Annotated in this window: 20 protein-coding genes; 7 read left to right on the forward strand and 13 right to left on the reverse strand. The window is 74.9% G+C overall.

The window, feature by feature from the left end; genetic code table 11:
* Positions 1-28: 28 nt before the first annotated feature.
* On the forward strand, positions 29-754 hold the full coding sequence (locus AC07DA_RS03615; protein WP_479124234.1) for a ribonuclease H family protein: 726 nt from the start codon (positions 29-31) through the stop codon (positions 752-754).
* Here the strand turns inward: AC07DA_RS03615 and melC2 are convergent, their stop codons facing one another.
* Entirely contained in the window at positions 755-1,576 is an 822-nt protein-coding gene (gene melC2, locus AC07DA_RS03620; RefSeq protein WP_479124235.1) for a tyrosinase MelC2, read from the reverse strand. It abuts the gene before it with no gap.
* A 32-nt stretch (positions 1,577-1,608) separates the two neighbouring features.
* Positions 1,609-1,980 (reverse strand): apotyrosinase chaperone MelC1, encoded by a 372-nt coding sequence (gene melC1, locus AC07DA_RS03625; protein WP_479124237.1) that lies wholly within the window; start codon positions 1,978-1,980, stop codon positions 1,609-1,611.
* A gap of 340 nt (positions 1,981-2,320) precedes the next feature.
* On the opposite strand from melC1, the gene AC07DA_RS03630 reads away from it, so the two are divergent.
* A complete protein-coding gene (locus AC07DA_RS03630; RefSeq protein ID WP_479124239.1) occupies positions 2,321-3,532 on the forward strand; it encodes an FAD-dependent monooxygenase in 1,212 nt (403 codons plus the stop codon).
* Between the two features lie 124 nt (positions 3,533-3,656).
* Positions 3,657-4,640, forward strand: coding sequence for an aldo/keto reductase (locus tag AC07DA_RS03635; protein ID WP_479124240.1), 984 nt, complete (start codon positions 3,657-3,659; stop codon positions 4,638-4,640).
* 15 nt (positions 4,641-4,655) lie between these two features.
* Here AC07DA_RS03635 and AC07DA_RS03640 read toward each other — a convergent pair whose 3' ends face one another.
* Positions 4,656-5,009 (reverse strand): hypothetical protein, encoded by a 354-nt coding sequence (locus AC07DA_RS03640; RefSeq protein WP_479124242.1) that lies wholly within the window; start codon positions 5,007-5,009, stop codon positions 4,656-4,658.
* Positions 5,010-5,182: 173 nt separating this feature from the next.
* Between AC07DA_RS03640 and AC07DA_RS03645 the strand changes: the two genes are divergently transcribed.
* Positions 5,183-5,653, forward strand: coding sequence for a DUF6328 family protein (locus AC07DA_RS03645; protein WP_479124702.1), 471 nt, complete (start codon positions 5,183-5,185; stop codon positions 5,651-5,653).
* A gap of 62 nt (positions 5,654-5,715) precedes the next feature.
* Here AC07DA_RS03645 and AC07DA_RS03650 read toward each other — a convergent pair whose 3' ends face one another.
* Both AC07DA_RS03650 and AC07DA_RS03655 read right to left on the reverse strand, forming a co-directional pair.
* Positions 5,716-6,141, reverse strand: coding sequence for an SsgA family sporulation/cell division regulator (locus tag AC07DA_RS03650; RefSeq protein WP_479124244.1), 426 nt, complete (start codon positions 6,139-6,141; stop codon positions 5,716-5,718).
* 62 nt (positions 6,142-6,203) lie between these two features.
* Positions 6,204-7,244 carry a hypothetical protein gene (locus AC07DA_RS03655; RefSeq protein ID WP_479124246.1) on the reverse strand — a complete coding sequence of 347 codons (1,041 nt, stop codon included), beginning with the start codon at positions 7,242-7,244 and terminating at the stop codon, positions 6,204-6,206.
* 189 nt (positions 7,245-7,433) lie between these two features.
* Here AC07DA_RS03655 and AC07DA_RS03660 point away from each other — a divergent pair, with 189 nt between their 5' ends.
* The gene (locus AC07DA_RS03660; protein WP_479124247.1) at positions 7,434-8,126 is read left to right on the forward strand and encodes a hypothetical protein; all 693 of its coding nucleotides are present in this window, start codon (positions 7,434-7,436) and stop codon (positions 8,124-8,126) included.
* Here AC07DA_RS03660 and AC07DA_RS03665 read toward each other — a convergent pair.
* Complete coding sequence (locus AC07DA_RS03665; RefSeq protein WP_479124248.1) at positions 8,023-8,994, reverse strand: LLM class F420-dependent oxidoreductase; 972 nt, start codon at positions 8,992-8,994, stop codon at positions 8,023-8,025. The two genes, AC07DA_RS03660 and AC07DA_RS03665, sit on opposite strands and share 104 nt — an antisense overlap.
* A 72-nt stretch (positions 8,995-9,066) precedes the next feature.
* On the opposite strand from AC07DA_RS03665, the gene AC07DA_RS03670 reads away from it, so the two are divergent.
* Positions 9,067-10,509, forward strand: a complete 1,443-nt coding sequence (locus tag AC07DA_RS03670) for a serine hydrolase domain-containing protein (RefSeq protein ID WP_479124249.1) — start codon at positions 9,067-9,069, stop codon at positions 10,507-10,509.
* Here the strand turns inward: AC07DA_RS03670 and AC07DA_RS03675 are convergent.
* From AC07DA_RS03675 to AC07DA_RS03700, 6 genes are all read right to left on the reverse strand, one after another.
* Positions 10,501-12,156, reverse strand: a complete 1,656-nt coding sequence (locus AC07DA_RS03675; RefSeq protein WP_479124704.1) for a serine/threonine protein kinase — start codon at positions 12,154-12,156, stop codon at positions 10,501-10,503. The genes AC07DA_RS03670 and AC07DA_RS03675 overlap by 9 nt on opposite strands.
* Before the next feature lie 296 nt (positions 12,157-12,452).
* Positions 12,453-13,412, reverse strand: a complete 960-nt coding sequence (locus AC07DA_RS03680; protein ID WP_479124251.1) for a threonine/serine dehydratase — start codon at positions 13,410-13,412, stop codon at positions 12,453-12,455.
* 130 nt (positions 13,413-13,542) lie between these two features.
* Positions 13,543-14,526 carry a polyprenyl synthetase family protein gene (locus AC07DA_RS03685; protein WP_479124706.1) on the reverse strand — a complete coding sequence of 328 codons (984 nt, stop codon included), beginning with the start codon at positions 14,524-14,526 and terminating at the stop codon, positions 13,543-13,545.
* A 242-nt stretch (positions 14,527-14,768) separates the two neighbouring features.
* The gene (locus AC07DA_RS03690; RefSeq protein ID WP_479124253.1) at positions 14,769-15,824 is read right to left on the reverse strand and encodes a tetratricopeptide repeat protein; all 1,056 of its coding nucleotides are present in this window, start codon (positions 15,822-15,824) and stop codon (positions 14,769-14,771) included.
* A 182-nt stretch (positions 15,825-16,006) separates the two neighbouring features.
* A complete protein-coding gene (locus tag AC07DA_RS03695; protein ID WP_479124254.1) occupies positions 16,007-16,684 on the reverse strand; it encodes an AIM24 family protein in 678 nt (225 codons plus the stop codon).
* Positions 16,685-16,764: 80 nt separating this feature from the next.
* Complete coding sequence (locus AC07DA_RS03700; protein WP_479124256.1) at positions 16,765-18,231, reverse strand: CAP domain-containing protein; 1,467 nt, start codon at positions 18,229-18,231, stop codon at positions 16,765-16,767.
* A 148-nt stretch (positions 18,232-18,379) separates the two neighbouring features.
* On the opposite strand from AC07DA_RS03700, the gene AC07DA_RS03705 reads away from it, so the two are divergent.
* On the forward strand, positions 18,380-18,757 hold the full coding sequence (locus AC07DA_RS03705; RefSeq protein WP_479124257.1) for a hypothetical protein: 378 nt from the start codon (positions 18,380-18,382) through the stop codon (positions 18,755-18,757).
* On the opposite strand, the gene AC07DA_RS03710 is transcribed toward AC07DA_RS03705, so the two are convergent.
* Positions 18,715-21,648, reverse strand: coding sequence for a helix-turn-helix transcriptional regulator (locus tag AC07DA_RS03710; protein WP_479124258.1), 2,934 nt, complete (start codon positions 21,646-21,648; stop codon positions 18,715-18,717). The genes AC07DA_RS03705 and AC07DA_RS03710 overlap by 43 nt on opposite strands.
* Positions 21,649-21,661: the final 13 nt, after the last annotated feature.

The raw sequence follows: 21,661 nt of genomic DNA on the forward strand, positions 1-21,661 counted from the left end.
GCGGCCGGACGGCCCGCGCGGCCATGGCATGATCGGGCGCATGCGTGAACGTGTGGTGGCCGCGTGCGACGGGGCTTCGAAGGGGAACCCGGGGCCCGCCGGCTGGGCCTGGGTCGTGGCCGACGCCTCCGAGAGTCCGGCGCGCTGGGAGGCCGGGCCGCTCGGCAGGGCCACCAACAACGTCGCCGAGCTCACCGCCCTGGAGCGGCTGCTGGCGGCGACCGACCCGCGGGTGCCGCTGGAGGTCCGGATGGACTCCCAGTACGCCATGAAGGCCGTCACCACCTGGCTGCCCGGCTGGAAGCGCAACGGCTGGAAGACGGCCGCCGGCAAGCCGGTCGCCAACCAGGAGCTCGTCGTGCGCATCGACGAACTGCTGGACGGCCGCTCGGTCGAGTTCCGTTACGTGCCCGCCCACCAGGTCGACGGCGACCGGCTCAACGACTTCGCCGACCGGGCCGCCAGCCAGGCCGCCACCGTGCAGGAGCCCGCGGGCAGCGGCCTCGGCTCGCCCGAGCCGCCGCCCGCCCCGGACGTCCCGGCCAAGGCCCCGCGCTCCCGCGCGCGCGGCGCCGCCCGCCCGGGCAAGGCGACGGCCGCGAACGGTTCCGCCGCGAAGGGCTCCTCGCGCACGATCAAGGCGAAGTTCCCCGGCCGCTGCCAGTGCGGCCGCGCCTACGCGGCCGGTGAGCCCATCGCCAGGAACGACAGCGGCTGGGGCCACCCGGAGTGCCGCACCGGCGCGCCGGTCTGATCAGGCGTCGAACGTGTAGTGCGGCGTGTGGTCCAGCAGGTCCGCCGGGCTCGTGTCGTGCCACGGCCGCATCGTCTCGCGCAGGTCGATCACGTTCGGGGTGCCCGCGGCCGGCAGGTAGCCGGAGCCGGGGTGCCGCCGCTGCCACTCGGCCCACAGCTTGTCTATGTAGGCGTGGTGCAGCCAGAACACCGGGTCGTTGGGCGAGACACCCGTGGCCATCTGCCCGCCGACCCAGACGTGGACGCGGTTGTGCAGGTTGACGCCCCGCCAGCCCTCCAGATGGTTGCGGAAGCCGTCCGAGGCGCTGTTCCAGGGCGCCATGTCGTACGTCGGCATGGCCAGGACCGACTCCACCTCGGCCCGGGTCGGCAGCTCCCGCACGGCGGTGCCGAGCGAGCGGCGCAGGTAGGTGCGCCCGTCGACGCGGACGTTGACCGGCCAGTTGCCGGTGGACGCGGCGAACGGCCCGTCCGTCACCCGGCCGTCCCGCTCGCGCCCGGTCCCGCCGAGGAAGTCGGGCGCCCACAGCGAGGAGCGCGGCGAACGGTCGACGGTCCAGTCCCAGTACGGCAGCGTCACCGACGCGTCCACCGACTGCAGCGCCCGCTCGAACTCCAGGAGGAATCTTCGGTGCCAGGGCAGGAAGGACGGCGAGCGGTGGCCGGTGCGCTCGCCGTCGTCGGTGTCGGAGACGATGAACGCGTTGTGGGTCGTGACGAACTCGTCGTAGCGGCCGCTGCGCTTCAGTTCGAGCAGCGCGGCGACGAAACGCCGCTTCTCGTCGGCGGTCAGGGCGGACTGGTTCTTGCGGACTGCCATGTGCGGGTGCTCCAGGTGCCGTGCGATCGGGGTCAGTTGGCGGGGAAGGGCAGCAGGGGCGCGCCCTGCAGCTCGTCCACCGCGGCGCGTGCGGCGGCCCACGGGGTGGGCACCGGGTCGTAGTGGCTGACGACACTGATCCAGCTGCCGTCGGCGTTGCGCATCACGTGCAGCTCCACCCCGTCGACGAACACCGCGTAGCCGGCGCCGTGGTGGTGGTGACCGGACCCGGTGGCCGGACGGCCCTGTATCCGGCGGCCCTTGTAGACCTCGTCGAAGGCCTTGGGGGAGCCGTGGTGGGGGCCGGCGGCCGTGGCCGCCGGCGCGAGGGCGGGCAGGGCGCCGGCCGTTCCGGCGAGGACGGCCGCGGCGGCGAGCGCACGGCGACGGCTGAGTTCGGGCACAGGGATCTCCTCAATTCGTTCGGGTGAGGTCACCGCATGCCTACCGCCGCGTCCGGTTCCGGGAGAAATCCTCCCGAGCCGGTTGGCCACGATCCGGGCAAGTCCCCTTATGTCGTGCAAGGTTGAACGAAGATGATCTTGCTGCCGGAGGCGCGCGGGCCCGCACGGACGGGAAAATTCCGCCCGCGAGGAGCGCTGAGGCGGATGTTTCTCTCCGGGACCGGCGGGGCGCGTGGTGCGGGTCACACCGGCAAGCTGACGCGATTCCGCGCTCCGGCCGATGATGCTTTCGTACTGCTACTCTGCGTTGGCCATTGACCGCTCTCAGTAGTCACCAGGGGTGTGCGTGAAGGTCGCCTGCGTCGGCGGCGGGCCCGCCGGTCTGTATCTCTCGATCCTGCTCAAGCGGCAGGACCCGTCCCACGACATCACCGTCTACGAACGCGACCCCGAGGGCTCCACCTACGGCTGGGGCGTGACGTACTGGCGCGGACTGCTCGACCGGCTCCACGAACAGGACCCCGAGTCGGCCCGCGCGCTCGGTGCCGACTCCGTCCGCTGGCGCGACGGCGTCGCCCACGTCGGGGACCTCACCACCCGGCACAGCGGCGACGAGGGGCACGGCATCGGCCGCCACCGCCTCCTGGAGATCCTCGCCGCCCGCGCCCGCGAGCTGGGAGTGCGCCTGGAGTACGAGCGCGGGATCACCGCCGCCGAACTGCCCGCGGGCGCCGACCTGGTCGTGGCGGCCGACGGCGTCGGCAGCGACCTGCGCACGCGCCACGCCGCGCACTTCGGCACCCGGCTCACCGCCGGGCGCAACCGGTACCTCTGGCTCGGCACCACCAAGGCCTTCGACGCCTTCACCTTCGCCTTCGTGGAGACCGACCACGGCTGGATCTGGTGCTACGGCTACGGCTACGGCCCCGACCGCGGCACCTGCGTCGTCGAGTGCGCCCCCGGGACCTGGACCGGACTCGGCCTCGACCGCGCCGGCGAGACCGAAGGGCTGGCCATGCTGGAGAAGCTCTTCGCGGGCGTCCTGGAGGGCCATCCCCTGCTCGGGCGCCCCGGCGGGACGCGCTGGCAGACCTTCCGCACCCTCACGAACCGCACGTGGCACCACGGCAACCTCGTCCTGCTCGGCGACGCCGCCCACACCACGCACTACTCGATCGGCGCCGGCACCACCCTCGCCCTGGAGGACGCCATCGCCCTGGCCACCGCGCTGCGCGAGCACACCGCGCTCCCGCAGGCCCTCGCCCGCTACGAGCACGAGCGCACCGCGGCCCTGCTGCCCGTGCAGAGCGCCGCCCGCTACAGCGCCCAGTGGTACGAGAACCTCCCGCGCTACATCCACCTGCCCCCGGAGCGCATGTTCGCCCTGCTCGGCCAGCGCCACTCGCCCCTGCTGCCCCACGTGCCGCCCCAGCTGTACTACCGGCTCGACCGGGCCGCCGGACAGCTGCAGCCGCTGCGCCGGTTCAAGCGCTGGATCGGCCCCCGGGTGGCGCGGACCGTCCACGCCCGGACGCTGTCCACCGAGGAGTGACACCCCCGCGCGCGACGTCCGCCGGGAAGCCGCTCGCCTTCACCCGTGTGAGCGAATCGGGTCCGGTCCGCGAGCCGAGCGGCACGGTCCGCGCGCACCCGTGACGGATGACAGACTGACGCCCATGGACGAGCGCACATTCGACAGGTCGGGTCAGCACGCCTCCGTCGTCGGTCTCGGTACGTGGCAGCTGGGTGCCGACTGGGGAGACGTCGACGACAAGGAGGCCCTCGCGGTACTGGAGGCGGCGGCGGAGTCGGGGGTGACCTTCTTCGACACCGCCGACGTGTACGGCGACGGCCGCAGCGAGCAGACCATCGCCGCCTTCCTCAGCGGCAGGCCGGACCTGCACGTGCTGGTCGCCACCAAGATGGGGCGCCGGGTCGACCAGATCCCGGAGAACTACGTCCTGCAGAACTTCCGCGCCTGGAACGACCGCTCCCGGCGCAACCTCGGCGTCGACCGGATCGACCTCGTGCAGCTGCACTGCCCGCCGACGCCCGTCTACTCCACGGACGAGGTGTTCGACGCCCTCGACACGCTGGTGGCGGAGGAGCGGATCGCCGCGTACGGCGTCAGCGTCGAGACCTGCGCGGAGGCGCTCACCGCGATCGCCCGGCCGAACGTGGCCAGCGTGCAGATCATCCTCAACCCGTTCCGCATGAAGCCCCTGCGCGAGGTCCTCCCGGCCGCCCGGGAGGCCGGCGTCGGCATCATCGCCCGCGTCCCGCTCGCCTCCGGGCTGCTGTCGGGCAAGTACACGCGCGACACGGTCTTCCCGGAGAACGACCACCGCACCTACAACCGGCACGGCGAGTCCTTCGACGTGGGCGAGACCTTCTCCGGCGTCGACTACGCGACCGGCGTCGAGGCCGCCGCCGAGTTCGCGGCCCTCGCCCCCGAGGGGTACACCCCGGCCCAGCTGGCCCTGCGCTGGATCATCGAGCAGCCCGGTGTCACGACCGTGATCCCCGGCGCGCGCTCGCCCGAGCAGGCCCGGGCCAACGCCGAGGCCGCACGGCTGCCCCGGCTGCCCGACGAGACCCTGGCCGCCGTCCGGGACCTGTACGACCGGCGGATCAAGGACCAGGTGGAATCCCGCTGGTAGCGGACCGCGGGACCCTCACGGCTCCAGGAGCAGCTGCCTCTCCTGCTCCTGGTCGCCGGAGGCGGCGCCGTCGTCGCGCGCCGTGAAGGCCCGGGAGAGCGTGTCGCTCGCCCGCCGCACCGCCTCCGGGGAGCCCTGCACGGTGACCGTGACCGGCGCCGACAGGCTCCCCCCGCCCTCCCCTCCAGATGCGTTCCCGTCGCGACCGGACGGCGCGTCGCCGTCGAAGGTCGCCGTGTGCACCGTTGCGTTCTCGTCGGCGGGAAACTCGTCCGGCGCGCCGAACGTGCCTTCCAGCGCCCGTACGACCGCTCGTGCGTCGTCGGCGCCTCCGCCGCTGAGCGTCACGGTGAGCTGCGTACCGGACATGCGTCCACGACCTCCTCGCGCTGTGCCTGCTTCGAGCCGTCCGTGTAACCGCCCACTGATCGCTCAAACGCCGCCCACCCGGGAGGACGGTCTTTTCCGGGGCACACGGGGAAGCAGAGGGCACGTCATCGCACCGGGAGGACGCAGTGGCGGACACGGCACAGGGCGGGCCGATGCGCCGGGGGCGCAACGAGACGGAGGAGGAGAGAGCGGACCGGATGTGGCAGGAGCTCATCCAGGAGGTCCGCGTCGCCCAGATGGGCGTGCAGATCCTGTTCGGTTTCCTGCTGACCGTGGTCTTCACCGAGAAGTACGAGGAACTGACCGACACGGACCAGACGATCTACCTCGTGACGGTGGTGCTCGGCGCGTGCGCGACCGGGGCGCTCATAGGGCCCGTGTCACTGCACCGCCTCGTCTCGGGCCGGCGCGTCAAGCCGCAGGCGGTACGGCTGGCCTCCCGCCTGACCCTGCTCGGCCTGGTGCTGCTGCTCGCCACGACGACGTCGTCCCTGCTGCTGATCCTGCGCGTGGCGACGCACGACGGTTTCGTGCCCTACCTGGTCGCCGGAGTGGTCGGCTGGTACCTGCTGTGCTGGTTCGTTCTGCCGCTGTGGACCAGGTACCGCCACACCTCGCAGTGACGCGGCGGCGCCGCCGCGCCCGCACGGCCGTGCGGGTGCAGCGTGACGGCGCGGTGCGCGGTTCAGCTCCCGGCGAGGATGTCCGCCAGGAAGTCGTCGACACGGACCTCCTCGCGGCCCGGCGGGACCAGTTCGTGCGTCTCCCGCAGGAACGCCGCGAGCGCCGGGGCCCAGGCGAACACCACCGCGTGGTGGCGGCCGCCGTCGGCGTGCGCGTCGCCGTAGAAGTCCATGCGCAGCTCCCGCCACATGCCCCGCGACTCGGGCCGCATCCGTACGTCGCCCAGGCCGACCGGACGCCGCAGCGCCTCGCCCAGCATCTCCCGGTCCAGCTGCCACCGGGCGAGCACCCGGCCGTCATGGCTGAAGACGACCGTGACGGCGAAGGGGTCCGTGGTGTCGTAGCTCAGGTGGGCGAGCACGGAGAAACGGTCCGCGTCGCCCGCCTGCAGCTGCACCACCAGGGTCTTGTGGACGAACGAGTTCACGAGGGGGCCTCCGGGAAGAACCGACGTAGAGCCCTCTAGTACCCCCGATTTTCGCGAAATGCTCAGCTGTCCGGGTGATTCCCGCGCACACCGCGCAGCGACTCGATGCAGACCGCGACGGCCCGCTGGAGCTCCTCCAGACGCTCGACCATGTCGTCCTCGTAGAACTCGCCGGCGTCGTCGAAGGTCAGCTCCTCGAACACCTTCGTCGCCTTCTGCAGGCTGGTGTAGAACTTCGTGCGCCGCTCCCGCACCCGCAGCCCCGGATCGGCCTCCACGGCCTCGACGACCAGCGACTTCATGGTGGCGTAGGCCTCGGTGGCCCACTCGCCCGCGTCCTCGCCCTCGTCGAGTTCGTCGAGGAGCGACAGGTGCCGCTCGGCCTCCTGGCGCAGGCCGGAGGGCGCGTCGACGGTCTGCCCGGCGGGCGTCCTGATCTGCCCCGACTCGGCGATCTGACGGACGTAGCCGACACGGTCGGCCGCCCGGCTCTCCCCGGCGACGGCCTTCTTCAGCTCATCGGTGCGCACCACGTCCCGGGCCAGCTCCGACTGGAGCTCCGGGTCCTCGCGGACACGGTCGAGCAGGGCCTGGCGTGCCGCGCGGGCGGTGGAGGGGTCGGCGAGGATCGCGGCCCGCAGGGCGGTGGGGTTCTCCGCGACCTCCAGCGCCTTCGTGGGCCGGATGCCCTCCGCCTCGGCGGCCTCGGCGATGGCGGTGCCGCGCTCGGAACCGGCGCTGCTGCGGGAGACGTAGTAGCCGAGCCACACGTCGGCGTCCGGCAGGTCCACCTCCTGACCCGGCGTCAGGGCCTCGAAGTGGGGGACCATCCCGTCGTCGGCCGCCCGGTCCCACGCCTTGTAGTAGCGCATGACCCGCTCCGGGGAGCACCCGGCGAGTTCCGCGAACTGCTTCGCGGACACCTTCGGCGTCTCGTCCGCGCCCTGCCCGCCGGGCCGCACGCTGCGCGCGACCTTCAGCCCGAAGGCCCACCCGCCGGTCCGGGCGTAGGCCCCGAACTCCCGCGCGTCGCGCGCGACCGGCTCGGACAGGGGCGCCGGTGACGCGGGGGACGTCTCGGGCGGAGTGAGGGCGACAGTCACGGACGACTCTCCTGGAACGGGGCAGATCGGACCGGTACGGCGTACCGACGGGCAGCCTACCGGCCGCGCCGCCCCACCCCCCGTGCGCGCTCTCCGCGGGCCGGGGACCGTCCGGAGGGCCGGTGCGGCGCCCTCGCCCGGGCCGAAATCCGCTTCCCCGGGTGGTCGCCCCTCGGGGACGATGGCGGCATGACGCGTCCCGAGGTCGGTGCGGCGCTGCGGCGTTGCCGGGAGTGCGGCGGACACGAGTACGGCGGGGCGCCCGCGTGCGCGGCCTGCCGCCGGCTGGTGGACGGCATCGTGGAGGAGGAGTGGGACGCCTTCCTGCGGCGGTGGGACGCCGCAGGCGGCGACGAGGAACGGTTGCTGGCCGAGATGGTCGTGGCCGAACCCGACCGGTACGACTGGCGTGTGGTGGACGCCGCGCTGGACCGGCTGGTGTGCCCGGACTGCGGCGACCGGCTCGCCCGCGGCCCGGCCGGGTGCCCGCCCTGCGACTTCGCGCACGGATTCCGCTACGCCGCGATCGAGAGCGACCGGCCCGGTGTGCCGCCGGGCAACGAGCACGCGATCCGGGTCAACGTCTCGGTGGTGCGCCGGCCGCACGTCACCTCCGCGGACGAACTGCTCGTCAGACGCCTGCTGCTGCCCCTCCTGCTCGTCGGGTTCCTGCCGGCCACCGGGCAGGCGCAGCGGCTGAGCGCACAACTGAAGAAGAGCCCCCCGCAGCGGAGGGCTCAGTCGGCGGAACGGGCCGTGGCGGCGCTGGCGGAGGAACTCAGCCGAACGCCTCGCGCAGCGCGGGCAGCAGCGTCTTCTCCGACCAGTCCAGATAGGCCGGCTGCGACTCGCCGCCGATCTGCACGAGGGCGACCTCGGTGAACCCGGCCTCCACGTAGGGGCGGACGGCCTCGACGAAGGCCTCCGGGTCGTCACCGCACGGAATGGACTCGGCGACGTCGTCGGGCGTGACGAACTGGGTCGCCGCCTCGAAGGAGTCCGGGTGCGGCAGCTCCGAGTTGACCTTCCAGCCGCTGCCGAACCAGCGGAACTGGGAGTGCGCCCGCTTGACGGCGGTGTCCCGGTCGGGGTCGTAGCAGACGGGCAGCTGGCCCACGCGGGGCTTGCCCTCGCCGCCGTGCCGGTCGAACGCCTCCAGCAGGCCCGCCTTGGGTTCCGTGGCGATCACCAGGTCGCCCAGCCGGCCCGCAAGCTTGCAGGACCGCTCCCCGGAGACGGCGATGCCGATGGGCGGCGCCTCGTCCGGCAGGTCCCACAGCCGGGCCGACTCCACGTCGAAGTGGGTGCCGCGGTGGTTGACGTGGCCGCCCTCGAAGAGCGCGCGGATGATCTCCACGGCCTCCTCGAACATCTCGTGCCGCACGTCCACGGACGGCCAGCCGCCGCCCACCACGTGCTCGTTGAGGTTCTCGCCCGAGCCGAGGCCGAGCCGGAACCGCCCCTCGGACAGCAGCTGCACCGTCGCCGCCTTCTGCGCCACCACCGCCGGGTGGTAGCGGAACGTCGGGCACGTCACGTACGTCATCAGCGGGATACGTGACGTGGCCTGGGCGGCCGCGCCGAGCACCGCCCACGCGTAGGGCGAGTGACCCTGCGAGCGCAGCCACGGGAAGTAGTGGTCGGAGGTCACCGAGAAGTCGAAGCCCGCCTCCTCGGCCCGCACCACGTGGTCGACGAGGTCGCGGGGGCCGGCCTGCTCGGTCATCATCGTGTATCCGATTTGCACCATAACCGCCGGGTCCCCTGACAACGGGCGCGGAAACGGGTCGATCAAGGCCTGTGGGCAGGGCAGGATGCCCGCATGAGTGCCTCCGCCCTGCCGTCCTCCGGTCCCGCAGCCCAGGGCGTCGACGCCGCCGGCGTCCACGCCTTCCTCGACGCCCTCGAAGCCGCCCCCGAGATCGAGCCGCACAGCCTGATGATCATGCGGCACGGGCACCTCGTCGCCGCCGGCTGGTGGGCGCCGTACTCGCCACACCGGCCCCACCTGCTGTACTCGCTCAGCAAGAGCTTCACCGGGACCGCCGCCGCCCTGGCCGAGGCCGAGGGGCTGCTGGACTTCGACGCGCCGGTGATCTCGTACTTCCCGGAGTTCGAGGCCGGCATCACCGACCCGCGCAGCCGGGCCATGCTGGTACGGCACGTGGCGTCCATGTCCAGCGGCCACGAGCGGGAGACCGTGGAGGAGGCGTACGCGCGCGACCCCGACGAACCCGTGCGGGGCTTCCTGCTGCTGCCGCCCGACCGCGACCCGGGCACGGTCTTCGCCTACAACCAGCCCACCACCTACACGCTCGGCGCGATCGTGCAGCGGGTGACCGGGCAGTCGCTCTCGGCCTACCTGCGGCCCCGGCTGCTCGACCCGCTGGGCATCGGCGAGGTGTTCTGGCGGCGCGACCGCACCGGGCGCGAGATCGGCTTCAGCGGTCTGCACGCCCCCACCGACGCCGTCGCCCGGCTCGGCCAGCTGTACCTGAACGACGGCCTGTGGGAGGGCGAGCGGCTGCTGCCCGAGGGCTGGGCGGCCCGCGCCGCCCGGCCGCGCATACCGACCGGCGGGGCCATGGGCGAGGTGGACCGCCAGGACTGGGACCAGGGCTACGGCTACCAGTTCTGGCGGTCCCGGCACGGCTACCGGGGCGACGGCGCCTACGGCCAGTTCTGCCTGGTGCTGCCCGACCACGACGCGGTGATCGCCACGACCGCGGCGACCGAGCGGATGCAGGACCTGCTGAACCTGGTCTGGGAGCATCTGCTGCCCGCCTTCGGTCCCGGGCCGCTGACCGGCCGGGAGGCCGCCGACGCGGGCCTGCGGGAGCGCCTCGGCCGGCTCGCGCTGCCACCCGCCCCCGGCGCGTCCGCGCCGCCGGAGGGGGCGGGGGACTGGGCCGGGGCGCGGTTCGCGGCCCCCGGCGCCGGGCCCGTCCGGTCGGCCCGGCTCGACCGGGACGCGGACGGCTGGACGCTGACGCTCGGTGAGGACGGGGACCCGGACGGGGCGGGCATCCGGCTGCGCGTCGGGGCGGAGGGCTGGACGGTCGCGGAGGAACCCCTGCCGACCGCGGTGAGCGGCGGCTGGACCGGCTCCGGGACGCTCGCCGTCGACGTGGTGTTCCTGGAGACCCCGCACCGCCTCGCGGTGACCTGCTCCCTGGCGCGGCGGACGGTCACCGCGCGCTGGCGCACCGAGCCGCTGGAGCGCGGCCGCCTCACCGCCCGGCGCGCGCCGCGCGGGTCAGTCTGATCCCGGACGGAACGTGGCCAGCGCGGTGCGCAGCGCCTGCTGGTTCGCGGTGTCTCTCCAGTCGGCGTCGGGGGCCGTCCAGCGCAGTGAGGAGCCGCGGCCCCCGCCCAGCAGGAAGCCCCGGCCGAAGGTGCGCACCCGGGTCCCCTCGGCGTCCGCGGTCCACTCCATGTCGGCGGCCTCACGCCCCTGGTACGTCGTCGCCCGGATCTCACCGATCCGCTCGTAGCCGCCGGAGCGCTTCAGGCGCGGTTCCACGTCGTCCCGCCACACGGCCACGGGGTCCGGGCCCACGCGGGTGCTGTAGGTGACGGCCAGGGTGCGGTCGTCACCGTCGGCGCCGAAGACGACCCGGTAGGCCAGCTCGCCCTGGCGGTCGGTGGCCAGCCGCTCCCAGCCCTTCGGGAGGGCGACGGAGAAGCCCTCCGGCGCGTGGTGGCGCTGGAAACCGGGCGGCAGGGCCGCCGGGCCCGACCGCGTCGGTGACGGGGACGGGCCGGTCGGCGTCGGCGTCGGTGTGGGCTTGGGGGTGGGGGAACCGGTCGGGCGGGCGGGTCCGGTCGGCCGGGGACTGTCCTGGCCGGTGCCCCCGCCCGGTGCGGTGGCCGAGGCCGGCGGCCGGGACGGCGCGTCGGCCGAGTCGCCGCCCGAGTCGCCGACGGGCAGTCCCTGGGTCGCGACCAGCACGGCGAGCGCGACGGTGACGACGGCCAGGGCGGTGCCCGCCACCATGGTCCGTCTGCTCCAGGACGGACCGCCCGGGCGGGCGGCCCCGTAGCCGCCGCGCAGCGGCGGCACGGCCGGCGGGCCCAGGGCTGCCGCGTCCGGATCCCCGCTCAGTGCCCGGGTCAGCGCCTCACGGACCCCCGGACGGGTCAGCCGCTCCCGTGAGTTCTTGCGGAGCAGCCCCTGCACGACCTGCGTGAGCGGCCCGGCGCGCACCGGGGCGCGCAGCGGCAGCCGGTCCACGCCCTTCAGCGTGTTCTCCGGGCGGCCCCGGTCGCGGAAGGGCGGACGTCCCTCGACCATCGTGTAGAGGATCGCGCCCAGCGCCCACAGGTCGGCCGCGGGCCCGATCCGCTGGTCCCGGGCCTGCTCCGGAGAGGCGAACGCGGGCGCCGTCAGCCGGGGCGCCAGGGTCGCGCCGGCCAGGCCGAAACCGGTGACGACGACCGACTGGTCCGCGCGGACGAACACCTGCCCGGGGCTGAGCTCGCCGTGCGTGACGCCCTCGGCGTGCGCCGCGTCCAGCACGTCGAGCACCTCCAGGCCGATCCGCGCGGCCCGCACGTAGGGGAAGGTGCCCTGCTCCGAGAGGAGTTCGCCGAGCGGCGTGCCGTCGATCCACTCGTTGACGGTCCACAGCGCGCCGGCCTCCTCCACGGCGTCGACGACCGCGGCGATCCGCCCGGGGCACAGCAGGGCCATGTTCTCGGACGTGCGCAGCAGCCGCGCGGCGGCTCGGCGCTCGGCCCCGAAGGGGTCCTCCGGCAGCCCGATCTGCGTGACCAGGCACGGCCGGGCGGCCTCGCCGGCGCCGAGGTCCTCGGCGTACCAGCAGATGCGGTTGGTCTCACGCTGGATGATCTCGAGCAGCCGGTACCGGCCGGCCACCAACTGGTGTGTGGAGACGTGCGCCCTGCCCATGGTCATCCCTCGCTGGAAACCTGGCTCTCACCTTTGCCAGAGGTACGGGGGACGGGGCCGCCTGCGTTCAAACGGATCGCAACTCCGCCTTCCTTTCTGTCTTTTATTCAAAACAGGGGAGCAAGTGTGCGAGGAAAAACGGTCCTCGGGGCATTCCCCGGTGCGCTCACCTCGGCACTTTCCCCTTCGCCCGCCGACTCCGGGGTAACCGGCGGTAAATGCCGAGGTGTCGGCGATCGAACCCGATTACCCCCCGGTGAATTCGGGCGAGTGACGCGCCGGGAGCGCGCCGATCCTCAGCGCAGACCGAAGCGCCGGGACCAGCCGATCATGTCGCCCGTGGTGGCATTGCCCCCGCACACCACGAGACCCAACCGGGCCCCGTCCCCGACCCGTTCGCGCACCTGCCGGGCGGCGGGCAGCAGACAGCCGGCGGCCGGCTCGGCCCACACCTTGGCGTGGTCGGCCAGGTCCAGGGAGCCCTGCACGGCTTCCCGGTCCGGGACCACGAGCACCTCGGTGACCAGCGCGGACACATGGTCGTAGGTCAGCCGGGAGACCGACGGCGCGCTGAGCGTGGAGACGATCGACGACAAGGCGACCGGCAGCGGGCCGCCCGCCGCGAGCGCCTCGGACATCGCCTGCGCGCCCTGCGTCTCCACGCCCCACACCCGCACCCCGGGCCGGTGCGCCCGCAGCGCGGCGGCGACACCGGCGATCAGCCCGCCGCCCCCGACGCTGACGAGGACATCGGTGAGGTCTGCGGCGTCGGCGGCCAACTCCAGGCCGACCGTGCCCTGCCCGGCGACGACCACCGGGTCGTCGAAGGGGTGGACCAGGGTCAGGCCCTCCTGCCGGAGCCGGGCCGTGAGCGCGAACGCGCCGTCCATGTCGTCGGTCAGCCGCACGGACGCGCCGGAGTCCTGCGCGATCTCCACGGACCGGGCGGGTGCCGAGCGCGGCATCACCACCGTGGCCTTCACGTCGAGCGCGGCGGCCATGACCGCGAGGGCGATGCCGTGGTTGCCGCCGCTGACCGCCACCACCCCGGCGGCCCGCTCGGCCTCGCTCAGCGACAGCAGCTTGGCGGTCGCCCCGCGCGCCTTGAACGAGCCGGTGCGCTGCAGCAGTTCCAGCTTCGCGGTGACCGGCGCGCCGAGCAGCGCGGACAGGCCCGGGCTGGGCACGGTCGGGGTGCGCACGACGTGCCCGGCGATCCGTTCGGCCGCGGCTTCGATCTCCGAGATGCCGATCACGGCAGCCCTCCTTCTCGGCGCGGGGTCGCGGAACGCGCCGACCGGCACCCTCACCCGGGGAGGGGCTGCAGGTCAACGCCGGGTCCGAGCCGCGGGTCCGCGCGGCCCCGCGGCCGGCCCGCCCGAGAGCTCACAGGTCGCGCCGCACCAGGAAGCCGAGCAGCGAGCGCAGTTCAGCGGCGGGCGCCGGAGCCAGCGGCACGTCCGCCAGCGCCGTCTCCACGGCGGTCACGTGCCGCCGTGCCTCCGCCAGGGCCGCCGCACGGCCGCCCGCCTCCTCGATCAGCGCCGCGGCCGCCTCGGGTTCGTCGCCGCACTCCAGGAGCGCGGCGAGCCGGTCACCGCTCGGCGAACCGAGCGCCACCAGGACCGGATACGTCTTCTTCCGCTCCCGCAGGTCGCCGTGGACCGGCTTGCCCGTGACCCGGGGGTCGCCCCAGATGCCCAGGACGTCGTCGACGATCTGGAAGGCGACCCCCAGGTGGCGGCCCGCCCGGTCGAGTGCGGCGCACGTCCCGGGCGCGGCACCGCCCAGGACGGCGCCCAGCGCGGCGGCGCCGCCCAGCAGCGCACCCGTCTTGTGCTCGGCCATCGCCCGGTACTCCTGCGGCCGCACCCGCTGCGGTCCCGTCCAGGGGCGTTCGGTGAACAGCAGGTCGTCCGCCTGGCCGCGCACCAGGTCGCCCAGCGCCAGGGACAGGGCACGCACGGCCCCGGAACCGCCCGGCTGCGCCGCGAGCGTCTCGACGGCCAGCGCGAACAGGGCGTCGCCCGCCAGGACCGCGGGGCCCGTGCCGTAGGCCTTCCACACGGTCGGACGGCGGCGGCGGTCGGTGTCGCCGTCCATGATGTCGTCGTGCAGCAGGGAGAAGGTGTGCACCAGCTCCACCGCCACGGCCGCGGGCACCCCGGCCCGCCCGGGCGCACCGGCCGCCTCCGCCCCGAGCACGGCGAGCGCCTGCCGCACGCCCTTGCCGCCGGAGGCGTCGACGGGGGCGCCGCCGACCTCGCACCAGCCGAAGGAGTAACCGGCCATCTCGGCGACCCACGGGTGCAGCCGTCCCACCGCCTCGACGAGGGCCGGCCGGACGAGGGCGCGACAGCGGTCGAGGATCCGCGGGGCGTCACCCGCCCCGAACCGCGACCCGGGCGCGGCCGTGCCGCGCGGCCCGCCCGCCTCTGCCGGTGCGGCGGTGTGTTCTGGGGTCCGTGCGTCCGGGTCCGCCGGGGCGGTGGTGTGTTCTGGGGTCCGTGCGTCCGGGGCCGCCGGGCCCGTGGTGTGTCCTGGGGGTCGTGCGTCCGGGCCCGCCGGGGCGCTGCCCCGCCGGGCCGCCGCCCCCGCCGTCGGCAGTGCCGTCACCGTGCCGCCTCCGTCGCCCTCGTGTCCGCCGGGATGCCCAGTTCCTCGTAGGCCCGGGCCACCATGGCGTGGGCGTGGCGCAGGCCGATGCGCTCCAGGGTGGCGGCGAGGTCGGCCAGTTCGGCGGCCGTCTCGGCGTGGTCGCGGCCCAGCCGGGCCAGGGACTTGGCGAGGCCGAGACGGGACAGCGCCTCGCCGCGCGGCTCGCTCATCTCCCGGAACTCCGCGAGCGCCTGCTCGTACAGTTCCCGCGCCCGGGCGTAACGCCCCGCCCGGTACAGGACGTTGCCCCGCATCTTGTGGTTGTAGGCCAGTGCGCTGGACAGCCGCATCGCACGGCAGGTGCCCTCCGCCTCGCTCAGCAGCTCCAGGGCCCGCTCGGTGTCCCCGTCCCGCACCGAGACGACGTCGGCCAGCCCGCGCAACGCCCAGGCGTGGCCCCGCCGGTCGTCCGCGCCGGCCGCGATCCGGGCGGCCTCCTCGAACAGCTCGTACGCCGTGTCGTAGTCGCCGGTGTTGCGGTGCATCTGCGCGATGCCCTCCAGCGCCCACACCGTGTGCCGTGCCTCCCCGCGGCGCCGGGCCTCGGTGAGCAGCTGTTCGTGCAGCCGTCCGACGGCCTCGTAGTCCCCCTGGATCCGGCCGGTCTCGGCGAGCCCCGCGAGCGAGTAGCCGCGTACGACGACGTCCCCGCCGCGTTCGCCCAGGTCGGCCGCGAGCCGCAACAACCGCCTGGCCAGCGGGAAGGCGCCGCGCTGCCGGGCCAGGGTGCCGCCGCTCCACAGCGCCCAGGCCATCGCCGCCGTGTCCCCGGCCTGCCGGGCGGCGCGGTAGCTGGCCTTCCAGGCCCGGTCCGCCTCCTCGACCCGCCCCAGCCGGCGGTGTGCCTCGGCCACCGCGAGTCCGCAGCGCGCCGCCTCTCCGGGCTCGCCCGCGTGCTCGGCCGCTCTCAACTGCTCGGTGCCGGCGGCCAGGACGTCGGTCAGGGAGGAGTTGACGGACAGGGTGGTGAGCGCGCCCTGGTACTCGGGGGCGAATGCCTTGCCGTACATCGATGCCTTTCGGTCCGTATGCGCCCTACGTATACGCGATGTGTATACATAGTGTGTATAGCGAGGTGGAAATCTGCCCTGGCCGTGAGGCCAGGGCATCACCTGTTGCCGATCAAGATGACGGCGGACCGGACGGGGTTGCCTGTGAGGCGCAGATCACCTGACAGGGAATCAGCGGGGTCTCAGTGCTGGCCGGGCTTCTGCGGGGTCGCCTCGCTCGGCCGGACGACGACGTACCCCTCGCCCTGGAGCAGCAGTTGCACGGCCTCGCCCGAGCCGCCGCGCAGCATGGAGCCGATGGACTGGGAGCGGTGCAGGGAGGTCTGCAGGCCCGCCGTCCAGCCGACGATCGCGTCGGTGTCCACGTACACCGGGTCCCGCGGCGAGACGGGGATGACGAGCGGGGTGCCCTCGCAGATCAGGCCGAGCTTGCCGTGCCCGGTGAAGACGCTGTTGAACAGGCCCCCGCCGGTGATGCCGGCACCCTTCACGGTGGCGATGCGGTACGCCAACGTGGCGTCGAAGCACAGGACGTTGCGGCCGTTGACCGTGAACTCGTCGCCGGGTTCGACGTCGACGATGAAGCAGTTCTGCGCCTCGTGCGCGAACCAGGCCTCGCCCTGTCCGCGCACCGCCATCAACGGCAGCCCCTCCCCGGTGACCGCGCGCTTGAGCATGCCGCCCACGCCCTGGCCCTTGCGCTCGAACTGGAGGTTGCCGCGGTAGGCGATCATCGCGCCCTGCCGGGCGAGCATCTCGCCGTTCACCGTGTACCGGACGCACTTGGCGTTCTCGACCGCCATGCCCGTCGTGACGGCCGGCTGTGCCATGTGCTCACTGGAAAAGAGGTCACCCTTCATGCGGGCATCCTCGCCCGGATCGCTTCCCTCCGCCAGGATCGCGCGCGGCGCCCCGGGGAGGGCGGCGCGCTGGGGTGGGGTCAGCCGCCGAACATCTGGGTCCAGTACGTGCCCGCCCGGCCGCCGCCGGCGAAACCGACGCCGATGTGGGTGAAGTCCGGTCGGAGGATGTTGGCCCGGTGGCCGGGGCTGTTCATCCAGCCCTCGACCACGTCGGCGGGGGAGCGCTGGCCGCAGGCGATGTTCTCGCCGATCGTGCGCCGCGTGGAGCCTGCGGCGGCGGCCCGGTCCCAGGGACGGCTGCCGTCCGGCGCGGTGTGCGCGTAGAAGGCGCGGGCCACCATGTCCGCGCTGTGCGCCTGTGCGGCGGCGGTGAGACGCGGGTCGGCGGACAGGGGAGGCAGCCCGGCCCGTGCCCGGGCGCGGTTGGTGAGGTCGGTGACGACCGCCGCGGTGCGCTCCAGCCCCGCGGGGGTGAGCGGGGCGGCCCACAGAGCGGTCCAGTAGGTGTCGCCGGAGCGGTCGTCGTGGACGCGGGCGAACCCGGCGTGGCGGAACGCGGGCTCGCGCACGCTGCGGCGGGGGGCGTCCGCGCGCAGGCAGTAGGCGACGAACCCGGCGGCCGTGCGCGGGCCGGACACCAGGTGCTCGCCGATGGTCAGGTAGGCGTACCCGGCGCCGGTCACGCGCTGGTAGACGGAGACGCCGTCCCGGGTCTCGACGCCGAGCCGACCGGCCGCGGCCATGGCGGCGGCGTGCTCCCGCGCCGCCGCGACGAGCCGGGCGTCCAGGGAGACGGGTGGCGAACCGGCCTCCGCCCGGGCCGGGTTGACCAGCGCGAGGAAGCCGTCCGGGTCGGAGCCGGTGGGGGAGGGGGCGCCGGGGGAGGGACGCTGGGCGGCCGGGGCCGGGCCCGCCGGAGGGCGGGTGGCCGGCGGCGTCGCGGGAGCGGACGGGCGCGGGGTGGGCGCGGATGCCGCCGGGCCCCCCGGGCGGCGGGCGGCGGGGGCCGGATCGGAGACGGGGCCCGGGCGGCCGGAGGGGGACGGCGGGTCCGCAGCCGGCTCCTCGTCCGTCACCTCGACCCCGAAGTCCCGCGCCAGCCCCGCCAGCCCGTCCGCGTAGCCCTGCCCCAGGGCGCGCACCTTCCAGCGGTTGGCGCGCCGGTAGATCTCGGCGAGCAGCAGGACCGTCTCCTGCCCGGGACGCGGCGGGGTGAAGCGGGCGAGGTCCCGGCCCCGGGCGTCGGTGACGACGAGGGCCGGGGAGGGCAGGCCCCCGAGGGCGGCCCCGGGCTCGGCGGGGCTGACGGCGACGGTGACCCGGGTCGCGCCCGGACGCAGGGCCGAGGGGTCCACGACGAGCGCGTCGCCCCGCAGTTCGGCCCCGGGGGCCGCGGGCTGGTTGTAGAAGACGAAGTCGCCGTCGTCCCGGACCTTTCCGCCGTCGTCCGTGACCAGCGCGGACACGTCGAACGGGCCGGGCACCCGGACGGTCACCGCACCGCCCGGCAGCGCCAGGTTCCCCCCGGGGACCAGCTCCCTCATCACGTCCCCCTGTCCTCGTCGCCCCGCCCCTCTCCGAAACGGCCGCGCCCGCACCGGAGTTCCCCCGGCCGCGTGGGCCCGGTCGATCAGGGTCCGGTATCCGGCGATCAGCCGGTCGGCCGTGGGCGCCGGTTCACCCTTGATGCCGGTGACGCCCTGGAACAGGAAGACCGTGCGCACCCCCGGCAGCGACAGCACGTCCCGGCGCCCCGGCGCGGCCTCCCCGTTCGGCCCGGGCGCGCCCGGCGACGGACCGGCGCCGCACACGGCCCCGAAGCTGCCCGAGCCGGAAAGGGACCCCGAGGGCGAAGCGGTCCGCAAGGGGCTCAACGCCTTCGTCCGTGGCGGCGGCGCGGTCGACGCCGTCACCGGCTTCGACCGCGTCCTGCGCAGCCCCTACGACCCCGAGCGGCTCCCGCCCGCCTCCGACGGCGGCGACCACATGCACCCCGTGAGTCCGCCCCCGGGTATGCGGGGCGGCCATCAGGACGTCGACGGCTCCGGGGTGATCAGGCCCTCCCGGTAGGCGATCGCCACCGCTTCGCCGCGGTTGGAGGCGCCCAGCTTGGCGAGGATGTTGGAGACGTGGACGCTCGCCGTCTTGCCGCTGATGAACAGTTCCTCGCCGATCTGCCGGTTGCTGCGGCCCAGCGCGAGCAGCCGCAGCACGTCCTGCTCGCGCGCGGTGAGCACCCCCGCCCGGTCGCCCGGGACCGGGGCGTCCGCCAGCCGGGCCCGGCGGACCAGGGCGTCCACCTGCTCGCGCAACGGCGCGGCCGCGAGCCGGTCGGCGGTCTCCCGCACGAGACGGGCCTCGGTCGCCGCCTCCTCGCGGCGCCCCGCCGCCACCAGGGCCTCGGCGTACCGCAGCCGGCACCGCGCCCGCTCGTAGACGTCGCCGTAGCCGAACGCCGCCACCGCCCGGGCCCAGGCCGCCGCGTCCGGCCCCGACACGGCCCGCAGCCCTTCGGCCTCGGCCCGGACCAGCCACGCCCTGCCCTCCGGCCCCTGCGGGGTGCCGTCCTCGCCGCGGCCGGCGATGTCCCGGGCCAGTTCCACCAGTTCGCCCGCCGTGCCCGTCCAGCGGCGGGCGCCGGACTCGTCGCCGCCCAGCCGCGCAGCGGCGGCCCGGTCGGCCACGGCCGACAGCGCCAGGGCGGCGAGCCGGACCGCCACGTCGGGGCGGGTGCCCGCCTCGTCGGTGAGGGCCGTGACCGAGGCGTGCACCCAGCGCACCGCCTCCTCGGCATCACGGCGCAGCGCCGCGCCGTCGGTGAGGACGATGCCCGCGACCAGGGTGGCCATCCAGTCGAACGGCCCCTCCAGCAGGGCGCGCGCCCGGTCGGCGGCCGTGAAGTCGCCCCGGGCCAGCCTCACGTACAGCGCCGGGCCGACCGTGTACCCGCCGGCCGCCGGCAGCACCTCCGCGTCGGCCGCCGCCGCCTCCACGCACTCGTCCCAGCGTCCCAGCACCTGCAGCACCAGCAGCCGCAGGTACCGCATCTCCAGCGGGTACGGCGACGACAGCAGCCCGGCGCGCCGGGCCCGGTCCAGGCCCTCGGTCAGCCAGGGCAGGCACTCCGCCGGCGCCCCCGACTCGTAGCAGCCCATCGCCAGGTTGAACAGGGCCCGCAGCTCCACGGCCGCGTTGCCGGAACCGCGGGCCAGCTCCCGGGCCCGCAGCAGCCGCTCACGTCCCCCGGGGCCGCGCCGCCCGTCCCCGTCGAACACGGCCAGGGAGATCAGCAGGTCCGCCTGGGCGTCGGTCACCCGCAGCTCCTCGGCCACGCTCAGCGCCCGCCGGGCGACCCGCAGCGCCGTCTCGTTCTCCCCGACGTGGCGCGCGGCCATGGCGTGCGTGGCCGCCGCCCAGACCCAGGTGCGCGACGGGGGCTCCTCGGGGATCATCGCCAGTGCCTCGCTGCTGTAGGCGAACGCCGCCGTCAGGCTGTCCACGCTCAGCAGGTTCCCGGCCAGGGTGTAGCGGACCCGGGCGGCGAGTTCGGAGTCGGCGTCCTGGCCCAGCTGGGTCAGCGCCGACCGCGTCAGCGAGACCGCGCGGTGCAGCTCCCCGGCGTGCGCGGCCGCCGCCGAGGCCCGCAGCGTCAGCGTCACCCGGTCGGTACCGGCCGCCGCGGGCCGGGACTCGGAGGGCACCGCCGACCACAGGTCGAGGGCCGCTTCGAGGTGCCGGTGCTCCTCGGCCGGCGCCCCCACCCGCTGGGCGTGGTCGGCGGCCTCCAGCGAGGCGGCCAGCGCCTCGGCGAGGTCGTGGCTCTCCCGGTAGTGGTGGGCGCGTTCGGCCGCGCTCTCGGCACGGTGCCCGCGCCCGGCGAGCAGCCGCGCGAACGCGCCGTGCAGCCGGGCCCGTTCCCCGGGGAGCAGATCCGCGTAGACCGCCTCGCGGGCGAGCGCGTGCCGGAAGGAGTACGTGTCGTCGTCCCCGGCGACCAGCAACTGCCGCCCCACCGCCTCGCGCAGCGCGGACTCCAGCTCCTCCTCCGGCAGCCCGACCGCCTCGCGCAGCAGGTCGTGCTCGACCCGGCGCCCGGCGACGGCCGCGGTGCGCAGCACCTGCTGGGCGGTGTCGGAGAGCTGCTCGAAACGGATCAGCAGCACGTCCGCGAGGCCGCTCGGCACCCCGCCGGACCCGGTGTCCGTGGCCGCGAGCAACTCCTCGGCGTAGAAGGCGTTCCCCTCGGCCCGCTCCACGATCCGCCGCACCGTCGCCTCGGGCAGCGGCCGGCGCTCCAGGGCCCGCACGAGCCGGGCCACGTCGGGGTCGGCCAGCGGCCGCAGCTCCAGCCGCTCCACGGCGGGCAGCCGGATCAGCTCCGCGAGCAGCGGCCGCAGCGGGTGGCGGCGGTGCAGGTCGTCCGCCCGGTACGAGGCGAACACCGCCAGGCGCCGGCGCAGGACGCCCCGCCCGAGCAGGAACCGCAGCAGGTCCCGTGACGACTGGTCGGCCCAGTGCAGGTCCTCCAGCACGAGCAGCAACGGCGCGAGGTCCGCCACCTCGGCCAGCAGCCCGGCGATCCCCTCGAACAGCCGCAGCCGGCCGTCCACGTCCCGCACGGCGTCGGTCCCGGACCCCAGCAGCCGCTCCGCGACCGGATGCCCGGCGACAGCCGCCGAGAACCGCTCGTCGGCGGCGAGCGCCCCGAGGATCTCGGTGAACGGCAGATAGGGCAGGCCGACGTCGCCGAGGTCGACGCAGTGCCCGACGACCACGGTCATCCCGGCCTCGGCGGCCCGCTTCCCCGCCTCGCCGAGCAGCCGCGTCTTGCCGACACCGGCGTCCCCGGCGAGCAGCACGGCCCGCGCCTCACCCCCGCGCGCACGGTCCAGCACCTCGGAGAGCCGCGTCAGTTCCGCTTCCCTCCCGACGACCGGCGCGATGAACGAAGCCTGCGGCACTGAACCAACCTTC

The sequence above is a fragment of the Streptomyces sp. NPDC044921 genome, from assembly GCF_056432865.1.